The sequence below is a fragment of the Blautia sp. MSK20_18 genome (assembly GCF_020553125.1).
GTDB classification, from domain to species: domain Bacteria; phylum Bacillota; class Clostridia; order Lachnospirales; family Lachnospiraceae; genus Blautia_A; species Blautia_A fusiformis.
This window is the reverse complement of the sequence record NZ_JAJCGR010000004.1, coordinates 115,265-138,164: the sequence shown is the minus strand read 5'-3', so window position 1 is coordinate 138,164 and position 22,900 is coordinate 115,265. Positions and strand designations below refer to the sequence as shown.

The 22,900-nt window shown below is 45.4% G+C and carries 16 protein-coding genes; 2 read left to right on the top strand and 14 right to left on the bottom strand.

Going from position 1 to position 22,900, the window contains the following annotated elements:
• Nucleotides 1–102: 102 nt before the first annotated feature.
• The 13 genes from LI091_RS04055 to LI091_RS03995 all read right to left on the bottom strand — a co-directional run bounded on the left by LI091_RS04055 (nt 103) and on the right by LI091_RS03995 (nt 19,450).
• Nucleotides 103–3,270, bottom strand: a complete 3,168-nt coding sequence (locus tag LI091_RS04055) for a fibronectin type III domain-containing protein (RefSeq protein WP_265190855.1) — start codon at nt 3,268–3,270, stop codon at nt 103–105.
• A 295-nt stretch (nt 3,271–3,565) separates the two neighbouring features.
• On the bottom strand, nt 3,566–4,870 hold the full coding sequence (gene thiC / locus LI091_RS04050) for a phosphomethylpyrimidine synthase ThiC (protein ID WP_022426187.1): 1,305 nt from the start codon (nt 4,868–4,870) through the stop codon (nt 3,566–3,568).
• A 475-nt stretch (nt 4,871–5,345) separates the two neighbouring features.
• On the bottom strand, nt 5,346–6,347 hold the full coding sequence (locus tag LI091_RS04045; RefSeq protein WP_015526222.1) for a bile acid:sodium symporter family protein: 1,002 nt from the start codon (nt 6,345–6,347) through the stop codon (nt 5,346–5,348).
• A 3-nt stretch (nt 6,348–6,350) separates the two neighbouring features.
• Nucleotides 6,351–7,190 (bottom strand): pantoate--beta-alanine ligase, encoded by an 840-nt coding sequence (gene panC / locus LI091_RS04040; protein WP_015526223.1) that lies wholly within the window; start codon nt 7,188–7,190, stop codon nt 6,351–6,353.
• A gap of 101 nt (nt 7,191–7,291) precedes the next feature.
• Entirely contained in the window at nt 7,292–7,684 is a 393-nt protein-coding gene (panD, locus tag LI091_RS04035; protein ID WP_015526224.1) for an aspartate 1-decarboxylase, read from the bottom strand.
• 512 nt (nt 7,685–8,196) lie between these two features.
• Nucleotides 8,197–9,060 (bottom strand): mechanosensitive ion channel family protein, encoded by an 864-nt coding sequence (locus LI091_RS04030; RefSeq protein WP_320442566.1) that lies wholly within the window; start codon nt 9,058–9,060, stop codon nt 8,197–8,199.
• 272 nt (nt 9,061–9,332) lie between these two features.
• The gene (locus LI091_RS04025; protein WP_147602661.1) at nt 9,333–11,489 is read right to left on the bottom strand and encodes a Tex family protein; all 2,157 of its coding nucleotides are present in this window, start codon (nt 11,487–11,489) and stop codon (nt 9,333–9,335) included.
• A gap of 72 nt (nt 11,490–11,561) precedes the next feature.
• Complete coding sequence (locus LI091_RS04020; RefSeq protein WP_144095413.1) at nt 11,562–12,509, bottom strand: L-lactate dehydrogenase; 948 nt, start codon at nt 12,507–12,509, stop codon at nt 11,562–11,564.
• 346 nt (nt 12,510–12,855) lie between these two features.
• The gene (locus tag LI091_RS04015; RefSeq protein ID WP_265190854.1) at nt 12,856–14,463 is read right to left on the bottom strand and encodes an FMN-binding protein; all 1,608 of its coding nucleotides are present in this window, start codon (nt 14,461–14,463) and stop codon (nt 12,856–12,858) included.
• A gap of 143 nt (nt 14,464–14,606) precedes the next feature.
• On the bottom strand, nt 14,607–16,883 hold the full coding sequence (locus tag LI091_RS04010) for a penicillin-binding Tp47 domain C-containing protein (protein ID WP_265190853.1): 2,277 nt from the start codon (nt 16,881–16,883) through the stop codon (nt 14,607–14,609).
• Nucleotides 16,884–17,009: 126 nt separating this feature from the next.
• Nucleotides 17,010–18,074: an FAD:protein FMN transferase gene (locus LI091_RS04005; RefSeq protein ID WP_265190852.1), complete on the bottom strand. Its 1,065-nt coding sequence runs from the start codon at nt 18,072–18,074 to the stop codon at nt 17,010–17,012.
• Nucleotides 18,075–18,077: 3 nt separating this feature from the next.
• Nucleotides 18,078–18,851, bottom strand: a complete 774-nt coding sequence (locus LI091_RS04000; protein WP_173722455.1) for a 4Fe-4S binding protein — start codon at nt 18,849–18,851, stop codon at nt 18,078–18,080.
• Nucleotides 18,848–19,450, bottom strand: coding sequence for an FMN-binding protein (locus LI091_RS03995; protein WP_059086695.1), 603 nt, complete (start codon nt 19,448–19,450; stop codon nt 18,848–18,850). Before LI091_RS03995 ends, LI091_RS04000 begins: the two co-directional genes overlap by 4 nt.
• A 448-nt stretch (nt 19,451–19,898) precedes the next feature.
• Here LI091_RS03995 and LI091_RS03990 point away from each other — a divergent pair, with 448 nt between their 5' ends.
• Nucleotides 19,899–20,273: a NusG domain II-containing protein gene (locus tag LI091_RS03990; RefSeq protein ID WP_129974765.1), complete on the top strand. Its 375-nt coding sequence runs from the start codon at nt 19,899–19,901 to the stop codon at nt 20,271–20,273.
• Nucleotides 20,274–20,388: 115 nt separating this feature from the next.
• Entirely contained in the window at nt 20,389–20,877 is a 489-nt protein-coding gene (locus LI091_RS03985) for a Gx transporter family protein (protein ID WP_118608873.1), read from the top strand.
• Nucleotides 20,878–22,021: 1,144 nt separating this feature from the next.
• Here the strand turns inward: LI091_RS03985 and LI091_RS03980 are convergent.
• Entirely contained in the window at nt 22,022–22,810 is a 789-nt protein-coding gene (locus LI091_RS03980; RefSeq protein WP_161209370.1) for a DUF975 family protein, read from the bottom strand.
• Nucleotides 22,811–22,900: the final 90 nt, after the last annotated feature.

Here is a 22,900-nt window from a genome sequence, read left to right as displayed (position 1 = left end):
ACGAGTTCATTATAACGCGCTCTTTTTATAATTACAAGGCTTAATTCTGTCCCGGAAGTATTGTTCTCCATTTATATGGGTCTGAGATCCGCTCATTTATGATCAAACCCGGATTTTCTTTACCGTACTCCAGCTACTGTAAAGAATCTTTTTTCCGACTCTTTTATATGACCGGATGCGGACATAATAGGTCTTTTTGTTTTTCAGTCCTGATATCTTATATCTGGTCGCAGACTGTTTTCCAACTGTGACCGTTTTTCTTTCTTTTGTAAATCTGCTGTCTGCTGCATACTGGATCTGATAGCCGGTTGCCTGTATATTTTTCTTCCAGCTTGCGATAAAGGATCTGTTTGCTTTTTTCAGTCCTGTCAGCAGAGTTTTTGGAGGCAGGATCTTAAAGGTAATCGTTTTGTTGATACGACTGTATTTTCCAGTCCCTCTGACCTGCACAGTTCCAATTCCGGAGTTTTTATTATTTTTGTAATACAGCTTATAAGCACTCGCACCGATCTTCTTTCCATTTACAGTTACGGTTACTGATGGCCGGATGGTTTTTCCCGTATAAGTGTAAGAGGTTCTGTTTAGCTTAACATTGCTGACAAACTTTTCTGTCTTTTTTATGATCTTGAAATGAATGGTTGCAGTACCTTTATAATAACCGGTACCATAAATGGTTACCGTTGCCACACCCGGATACTGATTATCCTCGTAATACATATAATAATCTTCGCCGGCTTTCAATCCGGGTATCACGATGTCCGGTGTGATCTCATTTCCTGTATATGTCTGATCAGCTATTGGATCCGCAGCCGGTAGTTTTCCGTAAATAGTAAAATATAATGTTTCCGATCCTTTATAATTGCCGATTCCCGTGAGCTCTGCACGAGCTTCACCAGGCTTTTCATTATTAACATAGGTTACCGTATAATCTTTCCCCCGTACCAGTCCGTCAATTACCACTTCCGGTTCCACTTTTTTTCCTTTAAAGGTGGTTTCCAGGTAGGTTTCATTATTTTCCGCAAAATAGCACACATGCATTCCATTTTCATCTGGCGTAATCTTGAAACTCCGCTCTACTGTACCGCAGAAAATATCTTTTCCCGTGATCTTTATAGTCGCAGTTCCTGCATTGATGTTATTTTCATAAGTTACTTCATAATCGGAGCCCTGCTCAAGTTCCGGTGCGGATTCACTGGATTCTATTTCGGGTTCATGGCTTTTTCCATTATATTCATATTCTGGAGTGATCTGTTCAAACCATTCATTCTGAAGCGGTATCCGGTTGTCTGCTGACAGCTCCACAAACGTGCGGCCATGGTCCTCTGCGTATTTCTGAAGTGTGGAATCCTTTTTTCCCGCGATCAGTGCTGAATCCCTGAACGCATCATCCGCCCAGACAGTATCTGTGCTCAGTACTCTTATCCTGCACCCGGAAGACAGACAAAGTCCATTTTTCCCAACTGATTTTACAGATGCGGGAATTATAATATCACGGATCCCTGAACTGCTCTGGAATGCATATTCACCGATTTCTTCCAAGCCTTCGTTTAGGACAGCTTTCGTAAGCGACGAACAGTTTCCGAATGCACCTTCTCCAAGGCTTCTGACACTTCCCGGGACTGTTATGGAAGAAACATTTACACAGTAATAAAAAGCATAGTCTCCTACGCTTACAGTTCCATCCGGGATCTGGTAATCTCCGGAACGTCCGGACGGAAACACGATCAGTTTTGTGCCATCCTTGCTGAATACCACTCCGTCTTTTTCAGAAAAATACGGATTTTCCGGATCTACTTTAATTTCTGTCAGACTGGACTCAGACAAGCCCTCCACAAAAGCAGCCAGCCCTATAGATGACACATTTGGGGGAATCGTAACAGATTTCAATTTCTCACAGTTGTAAAAAGCATTCTTTTCAATGGTTGTAAGCGAATCCGGCAAAGTAACAGACTCTATATCAGAAGCCTGGGTGCAATACTGGAAGGTACTGTTTCCAAGAACCGTTACTTTTCTTCCGTCAATAGTATCCGGAACTACGATATTTGTATCTGTCCCTTCATACTGATACAGCCTGAGTGTTCCATCATTCAGGATCTCATAAGAATAGTCATAGTCCATTTTGGACAATTCATAATGTCTGGGGGCATTTCCCGTATATCCGCAGTCAACCAGATATCTTTCGCCGTCAATGATGACTACGGAGTTCCTGTGACCGCTTCCTGCCCCCGGATCATTTGCCGCATACCTTGCATACACGGTCAGTCCCAGTTTTTCGCACATATAGTTCACTGCACTGGTATTGGCCCAGCAGTCTCCGCCGCCATCCAGCATCAGGCCTGTATAACCGGAATGATACTGACTGTAATTAAAGTTGTTGGCAAGCCATCTGGCGATCGTCTCAACCTTTTTATAATCGGACATTTCCGCAGTAATATTTTCTTTGAGGAATGTATCCATTTTTTGTTCTGCGTAATACTCCGCATAATCTTTAAGTATGAATTTATAATAAACGGTACTGTTTCCATCCTGTACAGAGATCAGGGTCTCTCCAAACATGTATTCCCACTGGCTCTTTACGTCATTTCCGTTTTGGTCTACATAGGTTACATACTGCATTTTAGGAGTAACAAGACCAGTTTCGCTGACTTTCGCAGTATAACCGGAAACAACCGTATATACCGGATTTTTGCCGGATGTCTGGATCTGATAAGATGTCTGCATGGTATCCGGCATGGAGATCACACTGCTGTAGGTATCATTCATCGCATACAGATATATTTCTGTGCTCTCTACATCTGTTTCTTTTTCGGAAGTGCCTGCTGCCGGAATATCATCTGTGAATATATCTTCCTGCTGCTCCTGGTTTTCTCCGTCACCAAAAATTTCTTCCGGTGCCGCAGCCTCCTCTGTTCCTTCTGCTTTTCTGATGAACGCCGAAGGTTCTTCCAGAGTTGATTCTCCTTCAGAATCCTGTTGTATTTCCTCACTCTCTGAGCTTTCAGCTTCATCCGTTTCCGTTCCGATATCTGATCCCGGAAACTCTTCTTCTGTAATCTGATCTGTGCTCACGGCAGTATTTTCTTCCGTGATCTGATCTGTGTTTACGGTATTTTCTGATTCCTCAGAATTCCCATCATCTGTAAAAGTATCAATGGCGTCTGTCATATCCGTCTGTGCGTCTGTAAAATCTTCGGCCGCCACCGGTCCGCATGGAACAACAGACATACATAATGACAGACCAAATGCTATCAATTTTTTCGGAAATTTCATTTCGTACCTTTCCTTCCTTTTTATGTAAACCGTTTATATGTAAGTTCTGTTTTTATTATAACGCGGCCCTGTCTTTTCGCAAGCTGCAATAATGTCCCCTACTCTGCAAAAAAACCGCTGTGATCTTCATTTTAGATCACAGCGGTTTATGTTTTATTATCGGAACATCAGACTTTCCACAATTTCAGCATTACTGTTCTTTCCATATCCGCATTCAATCAACCAGTTTTCTGGCTAGATACTGCCAACACCACGTTCTACTGTGATGCTGCATGCTCATATGCATTCTGTATTCTTACAGAATATCGATATGCTCTCCTGCAAGTGCCTTGTTCATGCTTCGTACTGCGCAGAATTTACCACACATGGAGCAGGTATCATCATGCTCCGGTTTGCGCTCGTTCCAGATACGTTTTGCTGTTTCCGGATCCATGGCGCATTCCCACTGTGCCTCCCAGTCAAGCTTTCTTCTGGCATCTGCCATCTTGTCATCGATCTCACGGGCACCGCGGACACCTTTGGCAATGTCTGCTGCATGAGCTGCGATCTTAGATGCCATGATTCCCTGTTTTACGTCCTCAAGATTCGGAAGTGCAAGGTGCTCTGCCGGTGTTACATAGCAGAGGAATGCTGCTCCGGACATAGCAGCTACTGCTCCGCCGATCGCGGATGTGATGTGGTCATATCCCGGTGCAACGTCAGTTACGATAGGTCCTAATACATAGAACGGTGCACCCTGACAGATGGACTGCTGTACTTTCATATTTGCCTCAACCTGATCAAGCGGCACATGTCCCGGTCCCTCAACCATAACCTGAACGTCCTTTTCCCATGCACGTTTGGTCAGCTCGCCAAGACGTACAAGCTCCTCGATCTGGCATACGTCTGTTGCGTCAGCCAGACATCCAGGACGGCAGGCATCACCAAGAGAGATGGTCACATCATACTCGCGGCAGATATCCAGAATCTCGTCGTAGTATTCATAGAACGGATTCTCCTCACCGGTCATGCACATCCATGCAAATACAAGAGATCCTCCTCTGGAAACGATATTCATTTTTCTCTTGTGATTACGGATCTGATCGATGGTCTTTCTTGTGATTCCACAGTGAAGAGTTACAAAGTCAACACCATCCTGTGCATGGAGTCTGACTACATCGATAAAATCTTTAGCTGTCAGCGTATCAAGATCTCTCTGATAGTGGATAACGGAATCATAAACCGGAACGGTTCCGATCATTGCCGGACACTCGGATGTCAGCTTGCGTCGGAACGGAATGGTATTTCCGTGGGAAGAAAGATCCATGATAGCATGGGCGCCCATGTTTACAGCTTCCATTACTTTCTGCATCTCTACATCGTAGTCCTTGCAGTCTCTGGATACACCAAGGTTTACATTGATCTTGGTGCGGAGCATGGAACCTACGCCCTCCGGATCGATACATTTGTGATTTTTATTTGCACAGATCGCCACCTTACCGGAGGCTACCAGCGGAAGCAGTTCCTCTGTTGTCATGCGTTCCTTCTTAGCTACGATCTCAAGCTCAGGTGTGATGATGCCTTTACGGGCTGCCTCCATCTGTGTACTGTAATTTCTCATGTAAAAAAAATCTCCTTCCATAAATTCTTTGTGTTTATACAACAAAAAACCGGCTGCTGCAACGCATACGCATCACGGCAACCGGCTCTTAATCTTACGTACTTAATGAAAATCTTCTGTACTTCTGATCTCTTCTGTACTCTCTAATCTTCTGTGTCTTTAAGAATCCTTCGTGCATATGTCCCTACGTTGGCATTATCCAAATCAGGTTATGGGTCAAGACATTTACAGTCTACTCTCAGCTCGCTTCAGCGGGCCCCCCGGTTTTCATATGTTGGGGACGTTTGTTCGTCCATGTGGTTATTATAGTATACCGGCTAAAATTTGTAAACCACAATTCTGCATTTTATGACTTTTTCTTTCGACATAATCTGTCATTTTATCTCTCAAACTCCCCGGGATCTTTCTTTACAGACATTCTTCCACAGCTTTGCTGTTCCCCGTCAGGAGGACATCCGCAATCCGCATTCACTACTTATTGCTTTTCGCAATTACAGCAGTCGATTTCCCTGATCCGGTCAAGCTCTGCAAGGTTTTCTGCACCTGCACGGCGGATCCCCGCAAAAATGGAACCCGCAATATTGTGCCATACACTGAAGATCGCGCCCGGAAGTGTTGCAAGCGGATTGGCTGCAAAATTAGCTGCTGCCAGTGAGACAGCAAGGCCACTGTTCTGCATGCCTACCTCTATAGCTATAGCTGTTGTTCTGGAATACTCCACATGGAAGATTTTTGCAGCCAGAAATCCCAGCATCATACCACAGAAATTGTGGATCGCCACTACTCCAAGCACCAGAACTCCACAGCTTACGATCTTCTCTGCATTTACAGCCACAATTCCTCCGATGATCATAACAATAGCTACAACCGACACCAGCGGCATAACATCGGATACCTTATCCACATGCTCTCCCGCAAGACTCCGAAGAAAAACTCCCAGGAGAACCGGGATCAGAATTACCTTTACCACAGAGATCACCATAGCCCAGAAGGATACTTCCACCCAGGTTCCTGCCAGAACATATACAAGAAACGGTGTCATCAACGGTGCTGCCAGTGTGGAAACTATAGTCATTCCCACAGAAAGCGCCACATCACCTCCTGCGATATAGGTGATCACATTGCTGGCTGTTCCGCCCGGACAGCATCCCACCAGGATCACTCCCAGTGCCAGATCTGCCGGAAGGTTCATCACTTTACACAGAAGCCAGGCGATCACCGGCATAATGGTATACTGAGCCACTGCACCGATCACCACTTCTTTGGGTCTGGAAAAAATTGCCCGGAAGTCATCCAGTTTTATGGTCAGACCCATACCAAACATGATCACTCCCAGAAATACAGACGTATAGTTCGTCATCCAAGAAAATCCGTCACGCCAGAAAAAAGCCAGGCAGGAAAAAGCAATGATAATGATCCCGATATATCTGGATGCAAGGCTGCTGATAATTCCGATTTTCTTTAAAACTTTTCCCATACATTATACCTCGTAGCTGAAGTTGTCGATCAGTCTTGTTTTTCCGATGTAAACAGCCATTGCTACAAGAACGCTGCGGTCAGCTTTTTCCACCGGCTGCATGGTAAGTGCATCTACCATGGATACATAATCAATCTTTGCCAGAGGCTCTGCTTCGATCACTGCTCGCATTTTTCCGAGAAGCTCTTCTGCCGGGATTCCTGCGTGAATGGCTTCCTGTCCGGCTTTTACTGCCTTTGACAGGCAAAGAGCTGCTTTTCTCTCTTCAGGGCTTAAGTATGTATTTCTGGAGGATTTTGCAAGTCCGTCCTCCTCACGGATGATCGGACAGCCTACGATCTCAATATCGAAGTTCAGATCACTCACCATCTTGCGGATGATGGCCAGCTGCTGTGCGTCTTTCTGTCCGAAATATGCTCTGTCCGGTGCCACAATATGGAACAGTTTGGTCACAACGGTACACACACCTTTGAAATGGATCGGACGTGTTTTTCCGCAAAGTGTCTCTGACAGAGTATCTATACTTACAAATGCGTGGGGATCATGATACATCTCGGAAGGCTCCGGGCAGAAGATCAGGTCTGCTCCCAGGCTTTCGCAGAGTTTGCTGTCACGCTCAAAGTCTCTCGGGTAGGCTTCCAGGTCCTCGGTAGGACCGAACTGTGTAGGATTGACGAAATCGGATACCACTACGATATCATTCTGCTCTCTGCATTTTTTGATCAGGCTTGCGTGTCCCTCATGGAGAAATCCCATGGTTGGCACAAGGCCTACTGTTTTTCCTTCTTTTTTCCACGCTTTGATCTGTTTTCTTGTTTCTTCTACTGTTTTTGTTACCTGCATTGTGCTCTCCTCTTTTCCGGTTCCGGAACCGGTTTTCTTAATAGATTTGAGATAGCCTCTTTTCTGAATTCACCTTCGTCTTATTATCTTCCTGATCTGCGTCAGGCCATATCCTTCAGCAGTCCGTGTTTCTCATAATTGGTCACTCTGCTGATCCTGTTCTCTTCATCTACAAATACAACTGCAGGCTTGTGAGTACGGGCTTCTTCCTGCTCGTACTGTGCGTAAGCCATAATGATGATCTTGTCACCGGTGCTTACACATCTTGCTGCTGCTCCGTTCAGGCAGATCATACCGCTTCCGCGTTCTCCGCAAATGGTGTATGTCTCGAAACGGCTGCCGTTGTTCACATCTACGATCTGAACCTTCTCATATTCCAGTATCCCGGCAGCTTCCAGCAGTTCCTCATCCACAGTGATACTTCCTACATAATCCAGTTCCGCCTGGACAACGGTTGCTCTGTGGATCTTTCCTTTTAACATCTCTATTGTCATCTTATATAAGTCCTTTCCTGCAGGGAATAATTTTCAAGTGGATAAAAGCATCCGCTTCTGTATTTAATAAAAAAGCGTCTCGGGGTACACTTCGACCCTGAAACGCTTCTGATTGATTCCCTGTATATTGAGTCCTGTTTTTTATACACGAAAAGCATGCTCTTCAACAGTTGCTCAAAATTCCCATAACTGTTGTAACGCCTTCGTTATCATCGATACAGGCTCGTATCTTTTATAATTTTCATATATCCGTCCGTTCCCGATCCCGGGTTCCGGTGGCTATTTTTATATAAGATTCCAGTGATTTCAGCCAGAGTATAGTTTTGAGTCCAAATACTATCTCTGTGGGGTATTATTGCACCCCGACACTGGTTTGTCAATAATTTTCATACTCTCTACTATCGTGAATGCCAGTAACAATCCCAAAACCCGTTACTTTCACCAAAAAAGCCCTCCCACACAGCAATTTCTCTGCCATGTGAAAGGGCTTTATCTTTCTTCCTTTATGCATATTATTTATGAATATGCACATCCAGCTGCTTATAAGGAATCTCAATTCCATAATAATCAAAATCTTCCTTGATCCTCTGGTTCAATCTCCATCTGGCTGCCCAGTAGCGGTCGGTATCTACCCAGACACGAAAGCCCATGATCACAGAGCTTTCTGCCAGCTCATCTACGAATACCACCATCTCTTCGTCTTCTCTTGTATCCGGATCTTCGGTGAGGATATCTTCCAGGATATCCTTGGCCTTCTGGATATCTGCATTATAAGAGATCCCCACTTTGATCTCCAGCCTTCGCTGATCCCTTGCTGTTACGTTGGTGATGGTCGCATTGGAAAGAGTACCGTTGGGGATCACGATGTGCTTGTTATCAATGGATAACAGCGTTGTATAACAAATCTCGACCTTGGCTACCGTTCCCTCGCTTCCGTCCTGTCCGTTAACGATGATGTAATCCCCTACCTGGAACGGCTTGAACAGAAGAAGCATCATACCTCCTGCCAAGTTGGCAAGTCCACCCTGGAGGGCAAGACCCATAGTAACACCTGCAGTTCCAAGAAGTGCTGCCAGAGATGATTCCTTTACTCCAAAGCTTGTGGATATATTAAAGATCAGGAGTATGTAAAGTATGATCTTGACCAGAGAGGACATAAACTGTGCCACTCCTGTATCCAGCCTGGATTTTGTCAGTGATTTCCTCACAAACTTTACGATCCATTTAATTACCGTGCTTCCTACCCAGAAAGCAACGATAGCCAGAACAACCTTGATTCCGAATTTTGTGATGTCCGGCAGGTAATTTTCAAACATCTGCCTGTACTGGCTTACCTGATTTCCGACCTCCTGCACGGTCTGTACAGTACTATCCAAATATGATTCCTCCTGTCTGATCGATCATTCGATATACATATGCGGATCGATCTATGTATTCCTGATGTAAACATTCCCTATAATCCGCATCTGGTAATATAATAATACAGCAGTGGTTTTTCCCTGTAAACCTGATTTCTCCGGTTCTATAAAGTATAGGGTATAAACCACTGCTGTATTTCTGTTATAGCTTTATTGTATATCTGTCCGGTAATCCGCCGCAGAATGCTGCTGAATATACTTGCCTGCTTCTCTTTACTCAGTTTTTCTCTTTATTTACTGATTCCCTTCATGGAAAGGCTGATCCGTTTTTTCTTCATATCAACACCAAGAACACGGACATCCACGATATCTCCCACACTGACTGCTTCCAGCGGATGTTTGATGAATTTCTCGCTCATCTCGGAAATATGGACCAGGCCATCCTGATGCACACCGATATCCACAAAAGCACCGAAGTCAATGACATTGCGGACAGTTCCCTTAAGAACCATGCCCTCTTTCAGATCCTTCATATCCAGGACATCGGTACGGAGGATCGGTTTCGGCATCTCGTCACGTGGATCTCTGGCAGGTTTTTCCAGTTCCTTTACGATATCACGTAAGGTTGGCTCTCCGATTTCCAGCTCCTTTGCCAGTTTTCCGTAATCGCGGATCTGCCTGGAAATACCGGTAAGCTTACGCTCTGCCACATCTTCCGGTGTGTAGCCCAGCTTTTCCAGGAGTTTTTTTGCTGCGTCATAGCTTTCCGGATGGACACTGGTTGCGTCCAGAGGATTTTTGCCTCCTGTGATCCGTGTGAAACCTGCACACTGCTCAAAGGCTTTCGGACCAAGCTTGGCAACCTTAAGAAGTTCTCTTCTTGTCTGGAAACGGCCGTTTTCCTCACGGTAGGCTACAATATTCTTTGCGATGGCCTTGCTGATTCCGGAAATATACTCCAGAAGGGATGCAGACGCAGTATTCAGATCCACTCCGACCTTGTTTACACAATCTTCCACAACGCCGTTAAGGGCTTCTCCCAGCTTTTTCTGGTTCATATCATGCTGATACTGACCGACACCGATGGATTTCGGATCGATCTTTACAAGCTCTGCAAGCGGATCCTGTACACGTCTTGCGATGGATGCGGCGCTTCTCTGTCCAACATCGAAATTCGGGAATTCTTCCGTGGCAAGCTTGCTTGCGGAATATACAGAAGCACCTGCCTCGTTGGTGATAACATACTGGACCTTTTCAGGGATTTCCTTAAGAAGCTCCACGATGATCTGCTCGGATTCTCTGGATGCCGTTCCGTTTCCTACAGAGATCAGTGTCACATGATATTTGCTGATAAGCTTTTTCAGGGTTTCCTTTGCGGCACGGATCTTGGTCTCATTGGTTGGTGCTGTGGGATAAATAACTGTGGTATCCAGAACCTTTCCGGTAGGATCTACCACTGCCAGCTTGCATCCGGTACGGAAGGCAGGGTCCCAGCCAAGAACTACCTGTCCTGCAATTGGAGGCTGCATGAGAAGCTGCTCCAGATTTTTGCCAAAGACATGGATGGCACCGTCCTCTGCTGCCTCTGTAAGGGCGCTTCGGATCTCACGCTCAATAGCCGGTCCGATGAGACGTTTATAGCTGTCCTCAATGGCTTCTTTCAGAACCGGTGTAGTGTATGGATTATCGCGGACGATCACCTGTTTTTCAAGATAACGGATGATCTCTTCCTCAGGTGCAAGGATCTTCACAGTAAGAAATTTCTCTTTCTCACCACGGTTCAGAGCAAGGACACGATGACCTGCAAGCTTTTTCACCGGCTCCTCAAAGTCATAATACATCTCGTATACAGACTGCTCCTTCTCATCTCTTGCGGTGGAACATATAGTTCCCTTATCCATTGTTCTCTTACGGATACTGATACGATAATCTGCTTCATCAGAAATATGTTCTGCAATGATATCTCTGGCACCGCTGATGGCCTCTTCCACAGTTTTGACTTCTTTTTCCTCAGAAAGAAATGCTTTTGCCTCTTCTTCAAGAGGTTTCTTCGTCATCTGGAGAAGGATGATGTCGGCCAGAGGTCCCAGACCTTTTTCCCTGGCGATGATGGCACGTGTACGGCGCTTCGGGCGGTACGGACGGTAAAGATCCTCTACCACAACGAGTGTCTGCGCTGCCTCGATCTGTTTCTTCAGCTCCGGAGTCAGCTTGCCCTGCTCCTCGATGCTGCCCAGAACCTGAGCCTTTTTATCCTCAAGATTTCTTAAATAAGTAAGTCTCTCATTAAGATTACGAAGCTGTTCGTCGTTCAGTGTACCGGTTGCTTCCTTACGGTATCTGGAAATAAAAGGAATGGTGCAGCCTTCATCGATCAGCTTAACCGCTGCCTCGACCTGCCATTTCTCAACGTTCAATTCTCTGGTAATTACCTGAATAATATCCATTTTTATCTTTCTCCCGTTGTTTCAAATTTGCCTGAGGCTGCTTTTTCCTTTTTACACAGCTTCTGACATTTATCAAAGATCAATCTGTGCGATCACGTCCTTCAGAGCATTGGCGCTTGCGTGAAGCTTCTCTGTCTCCTCCTCGGTCAGCGGAACACGAACGATACGTTTTACACCTTCCGGTCCGATAGAAGCCATGGTACTAAGACATACGTCTTCAACACCGTACTCTCCGTGAAGCATGGTTGATACACTGACTATTGTATCAGATGCTGCAAGAAGAAGCGAGCAAAGTCTGCAAACAGATACGGCTACCGCATAAAATGTAGCACCCTTCTTGGCGATCACAGTTGATCCTGAAGTATGAACATACTCCAGAACCTCTTCTCTGTCAAGTGGCTGCAGATCTTTCTGATCCTCATGAACGATCTTGTCAAACTCATCAAGGGTCGCACCTGCAACAAAGGCTCTGGACCACGGTACAAAGGAAGTATCTCCATGCTCTCCGAATACATAGGCGTGGATGTTTTTCTCAGATACACCGTAGTGCTGAGAAAGTCTGCAGCGGAGACGGGCCGTATCCAGGGCGGTTCCGGAACCAAGGATCTGATTTTCCGGCAGTCCGGAAAGCTTTGCAAATGCATAAGTCATAATATCACATGGATTACTTACGATAATATAAAGCGCTTTGGGAGCCACCTTTACGATCTCCGGAGTAATACTCTTCATAATGTTGACGTTGGTCTGTGTCAGCTCGATGCGAGTCTGTCCCGGTTTTCTGGCAATACCGGAAGTGATGATCACAATGTCAGAATCTGCAGCATCCGGGTAATCTCCTGCCACGATGGAGATCGGCTCACGGAAACTGGTTCCCTGCTCAATATCCATAACCTCACCTTCAGCCTTATCTTTGTTAATATCGATCAGAACGATCTCTGATGCAATACTCCTCTGTGATAAGGTATAAGCGATAGTTGCTCCTACACTTCCTGCTCCGATGATCGTAATTTTACTGCTCATATTTGTTCTCCTTTCAGCATTGTTTGTCATTTTAATAACAACTTTAATTACACACATTCAAACATAACATAAAACATTGCCCTGTGCAATAAAAATTTTATTGTATTTCTCAGGTTAATCCCCGCTAATTTGCATTTCAAATTATTTAAACCGCTTATATTTTCTGATATTTTTCCTATTATTCTGTATACATTCCTGTTATTTTTTTATCGATTTATAGAAGCAATTTCAGAAACCTAGCAAAAAACCTCTGAACTTCAAAAAAATCAAGAAGTCCAGAGGTTTCTTTCACCTCTTATTATTGGCTTAGATTCAGATGTTTATAGCTGCTCCAACGTTCACCCGGTTAATTCTTTGCCTGGGCAAGGGCCTTTTGTGCAGCGTCCAGGATCCCTTCGGAGGAATATGTGGCTCCGCTGACAGTATCGATCCCATCCGCCGACTGGTTTGCCATGATCTGAGAATAGATCGTGCTCCATGCAGGATCAAAAAATTCCGGTGTATCCTGATTTGTCTGCTCAATGGATGCGATCTGGCCTCCTGAGATCGTAATTGTCAGATATGTTTTTCCTCCATATCCAAAAGCCGAGCCTGTATACGTTCCATCTCTGTACATTCCCACCGGTTCCGGTGCTTCCGTTGGCTCCGGTGTTGCATCCGGCTCATCTGTCCCTGGTGTTGGAGTTACATTGGGTTTTTCAGGAACCGGCGTCACATCCGGGCCGTCCGGCTCCGGCGTCGGGGTTGCTGCCGGCGTCTCTGTTGGATTCGGTGTGGCTGTTGGTTTCGGCGTTGCCGTAGGTTTCGGTGTGGCTGTTGGCTTTGGTATCGGTTTCTTTGTAGGAGTTGGTGTGGGTTTCTTTCCATACTCCGGATTAACCGCTTCTTTGAGGGCTTTTTTTACAGCATCCAGAATCCCGTTGGAGGAATAGGTTGCTCCGCTGACTGCATCAATATCATCCACAGAATCTGTACCGATGATCTGTTCTTCCAGCACGCTCCATGCTTTTTCAAAAAACTGCTCTGTGTCCGTATTTTCCTGTTTCAGAGCTTCGATCACTCCATCCTTGATGGTCACAATTACTTTCACGTCTCCATTGAAGCCCTTTGCCGAAGCTGTATATTTACCATCCAGATATTTTTTGGGACTGTCCGGATCTTCCGGTTCCTTTGTAGGAGATGGTTTTTTGGATGGTTTTTTTGTAGGTGACGGAGCTGATGTCGGAGTTGGTAAAGCAGTTGCTGCAGGTGTAGGGGTGACCTGCTGGCTGTTTCCATCTGCCGCTGCCTGGGAGAGGGCATTCTGAACTGCCTGGATGATTCCGTTGGAGGAATAGGTTGCTCCACTTACTGCATCTACATTCGGTGTATTTCCGGCGATCATCCTGCTGATCACACCCTGAGCTGACGCAAAATACGACGCGGTTTCTCCAGATGCCTCCAGAATATCAATGGCTGCAATCTTTCCGTCGCTGACCGTCACCCTCACACGGATCGTCCCGCCAAATCCGGTTCCGCTTCCTTCATACGTACCGTCCTTATATCCATCTGCCGGAACGCTTGCTACTGGTGTCTGCGTGGTTCCCTGTCCTGCGGCGCCGGCATTGCTTTTTGCAGATTCGGAAACCGTTCTTGTACCTGAGCTTTTTTTCGCTGCTGTTTTTTTTGAACTTTTTTTAGATGAGCTTTTCTTTTTTGTTGTACTGTTTTTCTCAGCTGTGCTGTCAGAAACAGTATTTTCTTTTTCATACCCGAGATATTTTTCCAGCTCTGAAGCGGACATTACGGTCGTCTCTGCCTGCCCGACTGCTTCTGTCTCTCCATCAGAGCCCTTCGCCTTTATGCCTGAAAACACAAGCGCCGCAATCACAGCAGCTGCAGGGACCAGCTTGGTCCAGGGTATCTTCGGAGTATTTTTTTCCTCCTGCTTTTTATCTTTCAGATCTTTTTCCATGCTTCCTTACTCTCTCCTCTTTTCTTGCGGCCTCTGTCAGACATTGCTCTTCAGAAATCAGCAGACCTCTGCCGCAGACATTGCTCTATGTCTGCGGCAGAGGCTCCCGGATATCTGTGCTCGCATTCGGTTCAACAGTGAAATTATTTAACTGTTACCACAAATTTCTTTGTAATTCCGTTGCATTTCACTGTGATCGTTGCTTTACCTTTTTTGATTCCCTTTACAACACCCTTGCTGTTTACAGCTGCAACTTTTTTATTGCTGCTTGTATATGTAACCTTGCCTGCAGGTGTTGCTTTGGATCTGATGGTTGTTGTTTTACCTTTTTTGATCGTTGCAGAAGATTTTACAAGACTGAATGCAGGATTCTTGACAACTACTTTGCAAGTTGTCTTCAGGGCTCCTGCCTTTGCTGTAATCGTAACGGTTCCTGCTTTGATTCCTTTTACAACACCTGTTTTACTGTTTACGGTTGCAACCTTTGTGTTGCTGCTTGTGTATTTTACAGTTGCAGATGGTGTTGCAGTTGCTTTTACAGTTGCTGTTTTTCCTTTGTAGATCGTTACGGAAGCCTTTGCAAATTTAATTGTAGAAGCTTTTATTGTTACCTTGCAGGTTGCTGTGGCATTTCCGACCTTTGCTGTGATAACTGCTGTTCCGGCTTTTACGCCTTTAACAACACCCTTGCTGCTTACTGTTGCAACCTTTGTGTTGCCGGACTCAAATGTCACTGTTGCATCGCTGTCATTTGTTGTTGCCTTAAGAGTCGTTGTTTTTCCTGTATATACAGCTGCTGCTGTCTTATCAAGTGTAACTGTTACCTTCTGAAGCTCTTTCTCTGCTCCCTGAAGATGTTCAAGTGCTTCATTTACCTCAGCCTGACTTGCATCTGTTTTTGCAAGAATGTCTTCTGCTTCCTGAAGCTCACCGGCAAAGGACTTCCAGGTTGCAATTGTGTAATCTGCCTCTGCCAGAGCTTTTGCAGCTTCTACTTCCGTTTTAAGACTTGTAAAATCAGTCGGCTCCATTGTAGGATTTACGATATTCTCTGCAGTTGCCTGGAAGCTGTAGGTATAGTCATTATATCCAAGAGCATACACTGTCAGTTTCCAGTATCCTGTTCCGTCTGTTCCTCCCGGAAGCTTGCAGCGTGCAGATTTTGTAAGTCCAAGCTGGATTCCCATTGCTTTATGCATCCAGTTATCTGCGGCAAACTTGGTTCCATAAGAAGCGAGGCATTTTGTATATGTGGAATCATCTCCATAATAATCCCAGCGTACAGCCTGCATATTTGCACCAAGATCGCCATAATTTCCATTGAGATCCACACGGAGGAATTCGCCGTAGCTTCCGCTTGCTGCTTTTACACCCGGCTTGATCCCTGTTGCTGTTTTTAACGCCTGATCCTTGATACCGGAAGCTGTTCCGTCTGATTTTCTTGCTGTAAATGTAAAGCCGTCACCATTTTTCTCCGCATATTTCAGACCATTTGTCTGTGCATTTACGTCTGCCACAAGGCCTTTGTAATACTGGAGATTGTTTTCACTGTATCCTCCGGAGAGCACAGCTCCATCCTGTACAACATTATACTTTTTGCAGAAATCTGCAAAATCTGCGGTCTTAACTGCTACCGGGACATATTTCAGACCATATATCTCATAATGATCCATCGTATAGGTTTTTCCATCTTCTGTTGTTATACTGCCTCTGTTCCATTTTACCTTGGAACCGTCTGTAAGATAAAGTGTGCTTCCTTTATCCTCCCAGTAGGATACGTCGAATCTGGTTCCGTCTTCAGCAATGATCGTAGCTTCTGTCTGATAGCTTCCTCTGTGAAGTCCATGATTTGCAGTCGCTCTTGTTACTGTATCAAAAGCTCCTGTATCAAACTCACTATGTGAATCCTTCTCTTCTGAAGAGCTTGTATCTCCAGCTGCATATACGCCTTCTGCTGCCCAGTACTCACCCCAGGTAAGTCCTGCATATACGTACTGATACTCGCCTGTCAGCTGGTCAGAATCGGAAAATGCTTCCGCCACTTCATCGCCTTCTGTGAAATCCTCTTCCCCTGTAGAGAACGGGTCTGCTTCCTCTGCTGTCTCATACAGAGTCTCGACAGCTTCTGTATCTTCCTGCTGGATATCCTCTGTTTCGTCTGCAGCAGCTTCTGGTACTGCTACATCCTCTGCTGCTTCTTCTGTTATGTCTGCAGCATCCTCTATAGTTTCTTCTGCTACAGCTTCAGTATCCTCTGCCGTTTCCTCTGTGCTAAAATCCTCCGTATCTCCTGCCTCTGCCTCGGAAACCACGGCTGCATCAAGATCAGATGCCATTACAGCGGTCGGAAAGGTTGTTGCTGCCACTGCAAGACTTAAAATGCATGGAGCTGTTTTTTTCAATAGATTCCACTTCTGCATTGCTTATTCCTCCTAAAAATATGATATATTTATAGAACCCTTTCCAGGTTTACTATCGCAAGTACTGCGGATATGAGCATTCCCCTCTGCCAAACAGTCATAAACCGGATCGCCGGGAGATCAGCTTCACTCTGCAATATCCTCCACACTATAGGAATCCGCAAGCAGGCTGAACCGCTCCTTCATCCCCTCAGTGAGATACACATGATGGTCTTCATCCACAAAAAGTCCGTCTGCACCGTAAGCTTTCAACAGCTGTGTCCCTTTTTCCACCCCCAGCACAAAACATGCTGTGGAAAGCGCATCTGCCTCCAGACCTGAGTCACAGACTACCGTTACCCCGGTCACTCCGCTTTCTGCCGGATAGCCGGTAGACGGGTCCATAATGTGGTGATACCTTACACCATTTTCGATAAAATATTTCTCATAATCTCCGGATGTGGAAAGAAATTCTGTACCATTTAAGGCAACCACACCAAGATAGTCATCCTCATTTTCAGCTCTGGGATCTGTCACCGCCACATTCCAGGAAGAACCATCCGGCTTGCTTCCGTAGGTCATGACACTGCTTCCTCCCAGATTCATAAGTGCTGCTGTTACATCCTTCTTTGTTTCCAGTTCTTTAAGGATCAGGTCACAGCCAATACCCTTTCCCGCTGCTCCAAGATCCAGAGAACAGCCCTCCTCCATGTGGACCGTATTTACGTCAAGAAAAATCTTCTGATATCCGGAATCCTTCAGAACATTCTTAATTTCTGCTTCTTCCGGAATTTTCTGGTTTTCCCCTCCAATATCCCACAGGCGGATCAGCTTCCCGATGGTTGGGTCAAAGGCTCCGTCAGAATCCTCTGCGATCTTCAGAAGACGTTTCAGGTATCCGGAAAGCTCGTCGGAAATCTCCGTATCTTTTCCGCTGTCTGCATTCACCTTATAGATCTGGGACTTCTCATTGGTCCAGGAAAGAAGGTTCGTCTCCACATCTGTCAGCACAGCTGTCAGCTTACTGTTTATATCGTCACCTGTGGTATAGAGTGTTTCTGATACCACAGTATCCATTGCAAAATCTGTATCGGTATATGTCTGTACATCATTTTCCGAAGCAGCCATGCACAGCACAGGAAACAACACCGCAATTCCTGTAAATGTAACTGCTGCCAGAAAAGTTTTCTTTTTCAGAGCCTGATATCTCATAGATCATTTTTCCTCAATTGTTCCAATATGAATATTTTTTCTCGGGCAGGCTGCGGCACATGCGTGACAGCAAAGACATTCGCCGGATCTGCCTGTGTCGCCGTCGATATCCAGATGAGCCGGACATCTTTTTTTACAGAGACCACATTTCGGCGGACATTTCTCACGGTTTCTCCGAAACAGTGCACCCGGAAGGATTGGCATTAATGCAAAAACCGCTCCCATGGGACAGAGAAACTGGCAGAAAAACCTTTCCTGTGTACACATTCCCACAATGATCAGCACCAGGAACACAATTCCCACCAGATATTTGCTGTTCGGGAGCCGTCTTGCCGTGAGCATGGAAAAAACATCCCACGGGCTGGTTCCCGTAAGCTTTCCGTATACACCTGTAAGGCAGGAAAGCAGGATCAGTGCCAGTACGATATATTTGACTTTCTGAAGCCCGTGAACCATTTTTTCGGAAAGAGCCGGTTTCTTTTTTTTGTGAAAGCATTTCATCCGGATCCAGGAAAAGCCTTCATATACGGCATCTCCGAAAGATCCGAATGCACACGCATATCCGCAGAAATGTCTTCCGAAAAAACAGGTAAAGATCAGAAGCACTGCCGTTACAGTCAGAAAGGAATTCCACTCCACCGGCTGACCGGCCGCAATGGCAAGAAAGATCGATTTGATACCTGCAAAGGCTGTAGAAAACAGAGACGGGGCGGCAATAAAAAATGCCAGCTGTATTCCCGCACGCATCAGCCTTACCTCCCGCTGTCTTTTTTTCATGAGTTTTCCGCCTTTCCAAGTGCCGCATCCACTGCGTTCAGGATTCCTGTGGAGCTGAACGTTGCTCCGGATACGGTATCCACATCTGTACTCTGAGCACTCAGGATGGAATCGATCACACTCTCTGCCTGTGAAAGATATGCACTGTCCTCACCTGGGGCGCTGACTACGTTGATGGATGTGATCTCATCACCGGCAAGTGTCACTTCCACCTGAATGGTCCCGCCGTATCCCTCAGCTTCTCCTGTGTAGGTTCCATCTTTATATACATTATCGGAATCTGCGGTTGCTGTGTCCTCTGCGTCTGCATCGGATACATTGCCGTCTGAAGTGTCTGTTGTTTTGTCATCGCCTGCTGTATCTGCATCACTGCTGCCTGATCCTGCAGATGCTGCCTGATTCTGCATACGATTTACATAACTCGTCTCCAGCGCACTGAGAAGTTCATTCTGCTGCTCCTGAAGTGTATCTACCTTATCTGTCAGAGCCGCGATCTCTTTTTCATTTGCCTGGGCTTTCATGCTGCTGTTATAAAAAAGTACAGCCAGGATCACCAACAGTAAGGAGATCACTCTCATATAAAAATTCTGATTTTTCATCTCTTTTCTCCCTTGTATTTTTAACAATTCTGTAAATTGCTGCATCAGACTCACGCTATGCGAACATATATTGCTACGTCAGATGCTCTCGATCCAGTCCTGTAATCTGCGTATAACTGTCTTTTGGATAAATTATATAGTTTTTATCCATATACATAAATTAGTTTTGATTAATCTTTTTTGTAAAATTAGACGATGCTAACTTACAGTTAGGTATTATATCACCTGTTTTTTTTCTTGTCTACACTTTTGTTAGTAGTCTATAACTTTTTTCAATATGAATTTTTCTGTTTTATGTCTTTTATAAAAGAAAAATCATCGCCACTCCTCCCTTTCCGTTGGGAACAGCTGTATGAATTATGGTTAGATATCATTAACTTATGTTTGCCTTTTAATTTCGATTATGATATGATTTTTTCTGAATCTGTAACAGAAATGGAGATTTGTTTTGAAGAAAAAAGAATTGATTTTTATTGCCGGGATCCTGATTCTGGCGGGGGTTCTCTGGCTTGGTTTTCAGATTGCGGGGAAACGTTCCCATAATACGATCCGTATTACCGTTGACGGAAAAGAATTCGGAACCTATTCGCTTTCCCAGGACCAGATCATCCACATCGGAGACACCAATGTCTGCGAAATCAAAGATGGAAAAGTTACAATGATCGAAGCAACCTGCCCGGATCATTACTGTATGAAACAGAAGGCTGTGGACGAGCACGGCGGTTCCATCATCTGCCTTCCTAATAAGGTTGTGATAGAAGGGGAAAATACTGCAGAGGATTTGGATTCGGAGAGTTCGCCTAAAATTGATGCGGTGACATAAAATTTCCGGAGAATATGCGTAATACGTGTTCTCCGTAGAGTTTTCTCTGACAGACGGTATTATGTCTGTGCTGTTTCTGCAACGATATTCCTGCAACAAATGAAAGGATTTATTTATGAAACGAAAAACAGCTTATCTCGGATTATTTGCCGCAGTAGCGATCATTTTTGGATATGTGGAGTCTCTGGTCCCTGTATTTACAGGAATTCCGGGTATCAAGCTCGGGCTTGCAAACCTGGCGGTACTTTTTATACTGGACCGATATTCCTTTAAAGAAGCGGCTCTCGTGTCCGTTGTCAGAATCCTGGTGATCGGATTTATGTTTGGAAATCTGTTCAGTATTTTGTATAGTCTGGCTGGCGCTGCGCTTAGCCTGACTGTGATGGATCTTTTGAAAAAACATTCCGGCTTCAGTCTGATCGGTATCAGTGTGGCCGGTGGTGTCACACATAATATCGGGCAGCTGATCGTTGCCATGATCGTGGTGAGCAATACGAGTTTGATGGTTTATGCACCGGCACTGCTGGTGTCAGGTGTCCTGGCGGGGATTCTCATAGGTGGGTTGACAAAGGAGGTTGTGGGACGACTTCCTTTGAATCTATAATTATGTGGTTTGCTTCTTGGATTATGGTTTTCACTTTTTGAAGTGAGGGGAAATTGTGTGGTTTGATTTTTTAGATTATAGTTTTCACTTTTTGAAGTGAGATAAATTGGGTAGTTTGATTTTTTTGGATTGTAGTTTTCACCTTTTGAAGTGAGAGGAAATTGGATGGTTTGATTTTTTTGGATTATGGTTTTCACTTTTTGAAAGTGGGTAATTTGCGAGAAGGGGAAGCACTCATAGTTGCGAAGGCCGTCTCCCCTTCTCGCGCTCTTCCCCTCCTGGCCACGCCGCTGTGATGCGTTGTGGAATGTGTAAGTGTATCGGCTCAGTCCTGTATTCTGCTGTATCGGCAGTGACAGGCTGAGCCGATTATTGCTTCGGCCTTGCATTCTGCTGCACTGGCAGTAGCAGGCTAAGCCGATTATTGATTCGGCCATGTATTCTGCTGCACTGGCAGTGACAGACTGAGCCGATTATTGCTTCTGCCTTATATTCTGCTGTACTGGCAGTGACAGGCTGAGCCGATTATTGATTCTGTCTTGTATTCTGCTGCACTGGCAGTAGCAGGCTGAGCCGATTATTGATTCGGCCATGTATTCTGCTGCACTGGCAGTAGCAGGCTGAGCCGATTATTGCTTCGGCACTGTATTCTGCTGTACCGACAGTAGCAGGCTGAGCCGATTGTTGCTTCGGCACTGTTTATTGCTTCTTCACTGTTTATCGCTTCTGGCTGAATGGGAAAGTGGCCTGCGTAGCGGGCCTGTTCTTTGGATTGTGGTGTATCGCTGTTATTCAGGAACAGGCTTCGCCAATATATTTACGTCAGCATAAATCGGCTCAACCTTCCACAGCCAACATAGTAGAATCCATCGCCCCTCCAATATCTTCACATATTCCTACAACCTACAATAGCTGCGTGCCCGGAAAGGGGGAGCTCGAGGGGGAAAAGCGGGCTTCGCAACTTTGAGTGCTTTCCCCCTCGTACCTGCCCATGCCAAAATGGTCCCCCTGAAAGGGAAAGTACCTGCGTCTCAAGCATCCCTCCGGAAAGGGCATCACCTGCGTCTCAAGCATCCCCCCGGAAAGGGCATCACCTGCGTTTCAAGCATCCTCCCGGAAAGGGAAAACATCCTCCGGAAGGCGATCAGGCTTCGGTTTCATCGTGGAACTGCGGGATCGGAGTTACCGGAGGATAAGGATCCTCTGGAGGTTCATCAAACTCTCCGGAAATATTCCGATAGAAAACTGCCATACAGGTTTCTATATAAGGCACCAGCCAGATCAGTGCCAGATACAATGTAAATATGGAAAAAATGATCCACGGAACAAAACTTAAGAGCATTTTCATATATTCCCAGTAATGTCCCTTCATAAGCTTTGCACTGGCTTTCAGTGCCTGCACTCCTTTTATGTCCGAATTATCGGACAAAATGTAATAGCTCATGGTGAACGGCATAGCTGCCAGCAGGTTCAGCGCGAACCCGAGAAGTGTGAGCAGCATGTAAGTTACTGCCCAGTTCATCTGCTCCTCCGTTGTATTTCCCATATTGCTTGTAAAAGAAAACCACGCCAGTGGAAGTGATGTCACCAGATTGATCAATGCCAGCACAAAGGATGCCACGATCACATGATCCGGCTGATGGCTGAAAAAGTACAGAAGGTCTCCGAAAGAGTAGGCTTCCCTTCTGGAAATATTCAGATAGATCCGGTAAAGTCCTGCGGAAAAAATACAGATCACCAGAGAAAGGACAAAGCTGAATACCTCTCCTCCAATGATCGCATACAGGGAATCTCCCGGAAAAAGTGCTGTAGAAATATAGCTTGAAACTGCGCTCATCGCCGCAACCGCAATACTCCCGATCACAGGGACCGTAAAATTACCGGCCAGAGTTTCCCCTGCCAGCTTCTTACAGCCCTTCAGATTTTTTCTCATAATTCTGTATCCCTTCGTTATAGAAGGCGGAGACTCATCCAAGCCTCCGCCCCGTCATTTTTTACTTCAGATATATCATATTCTCATATT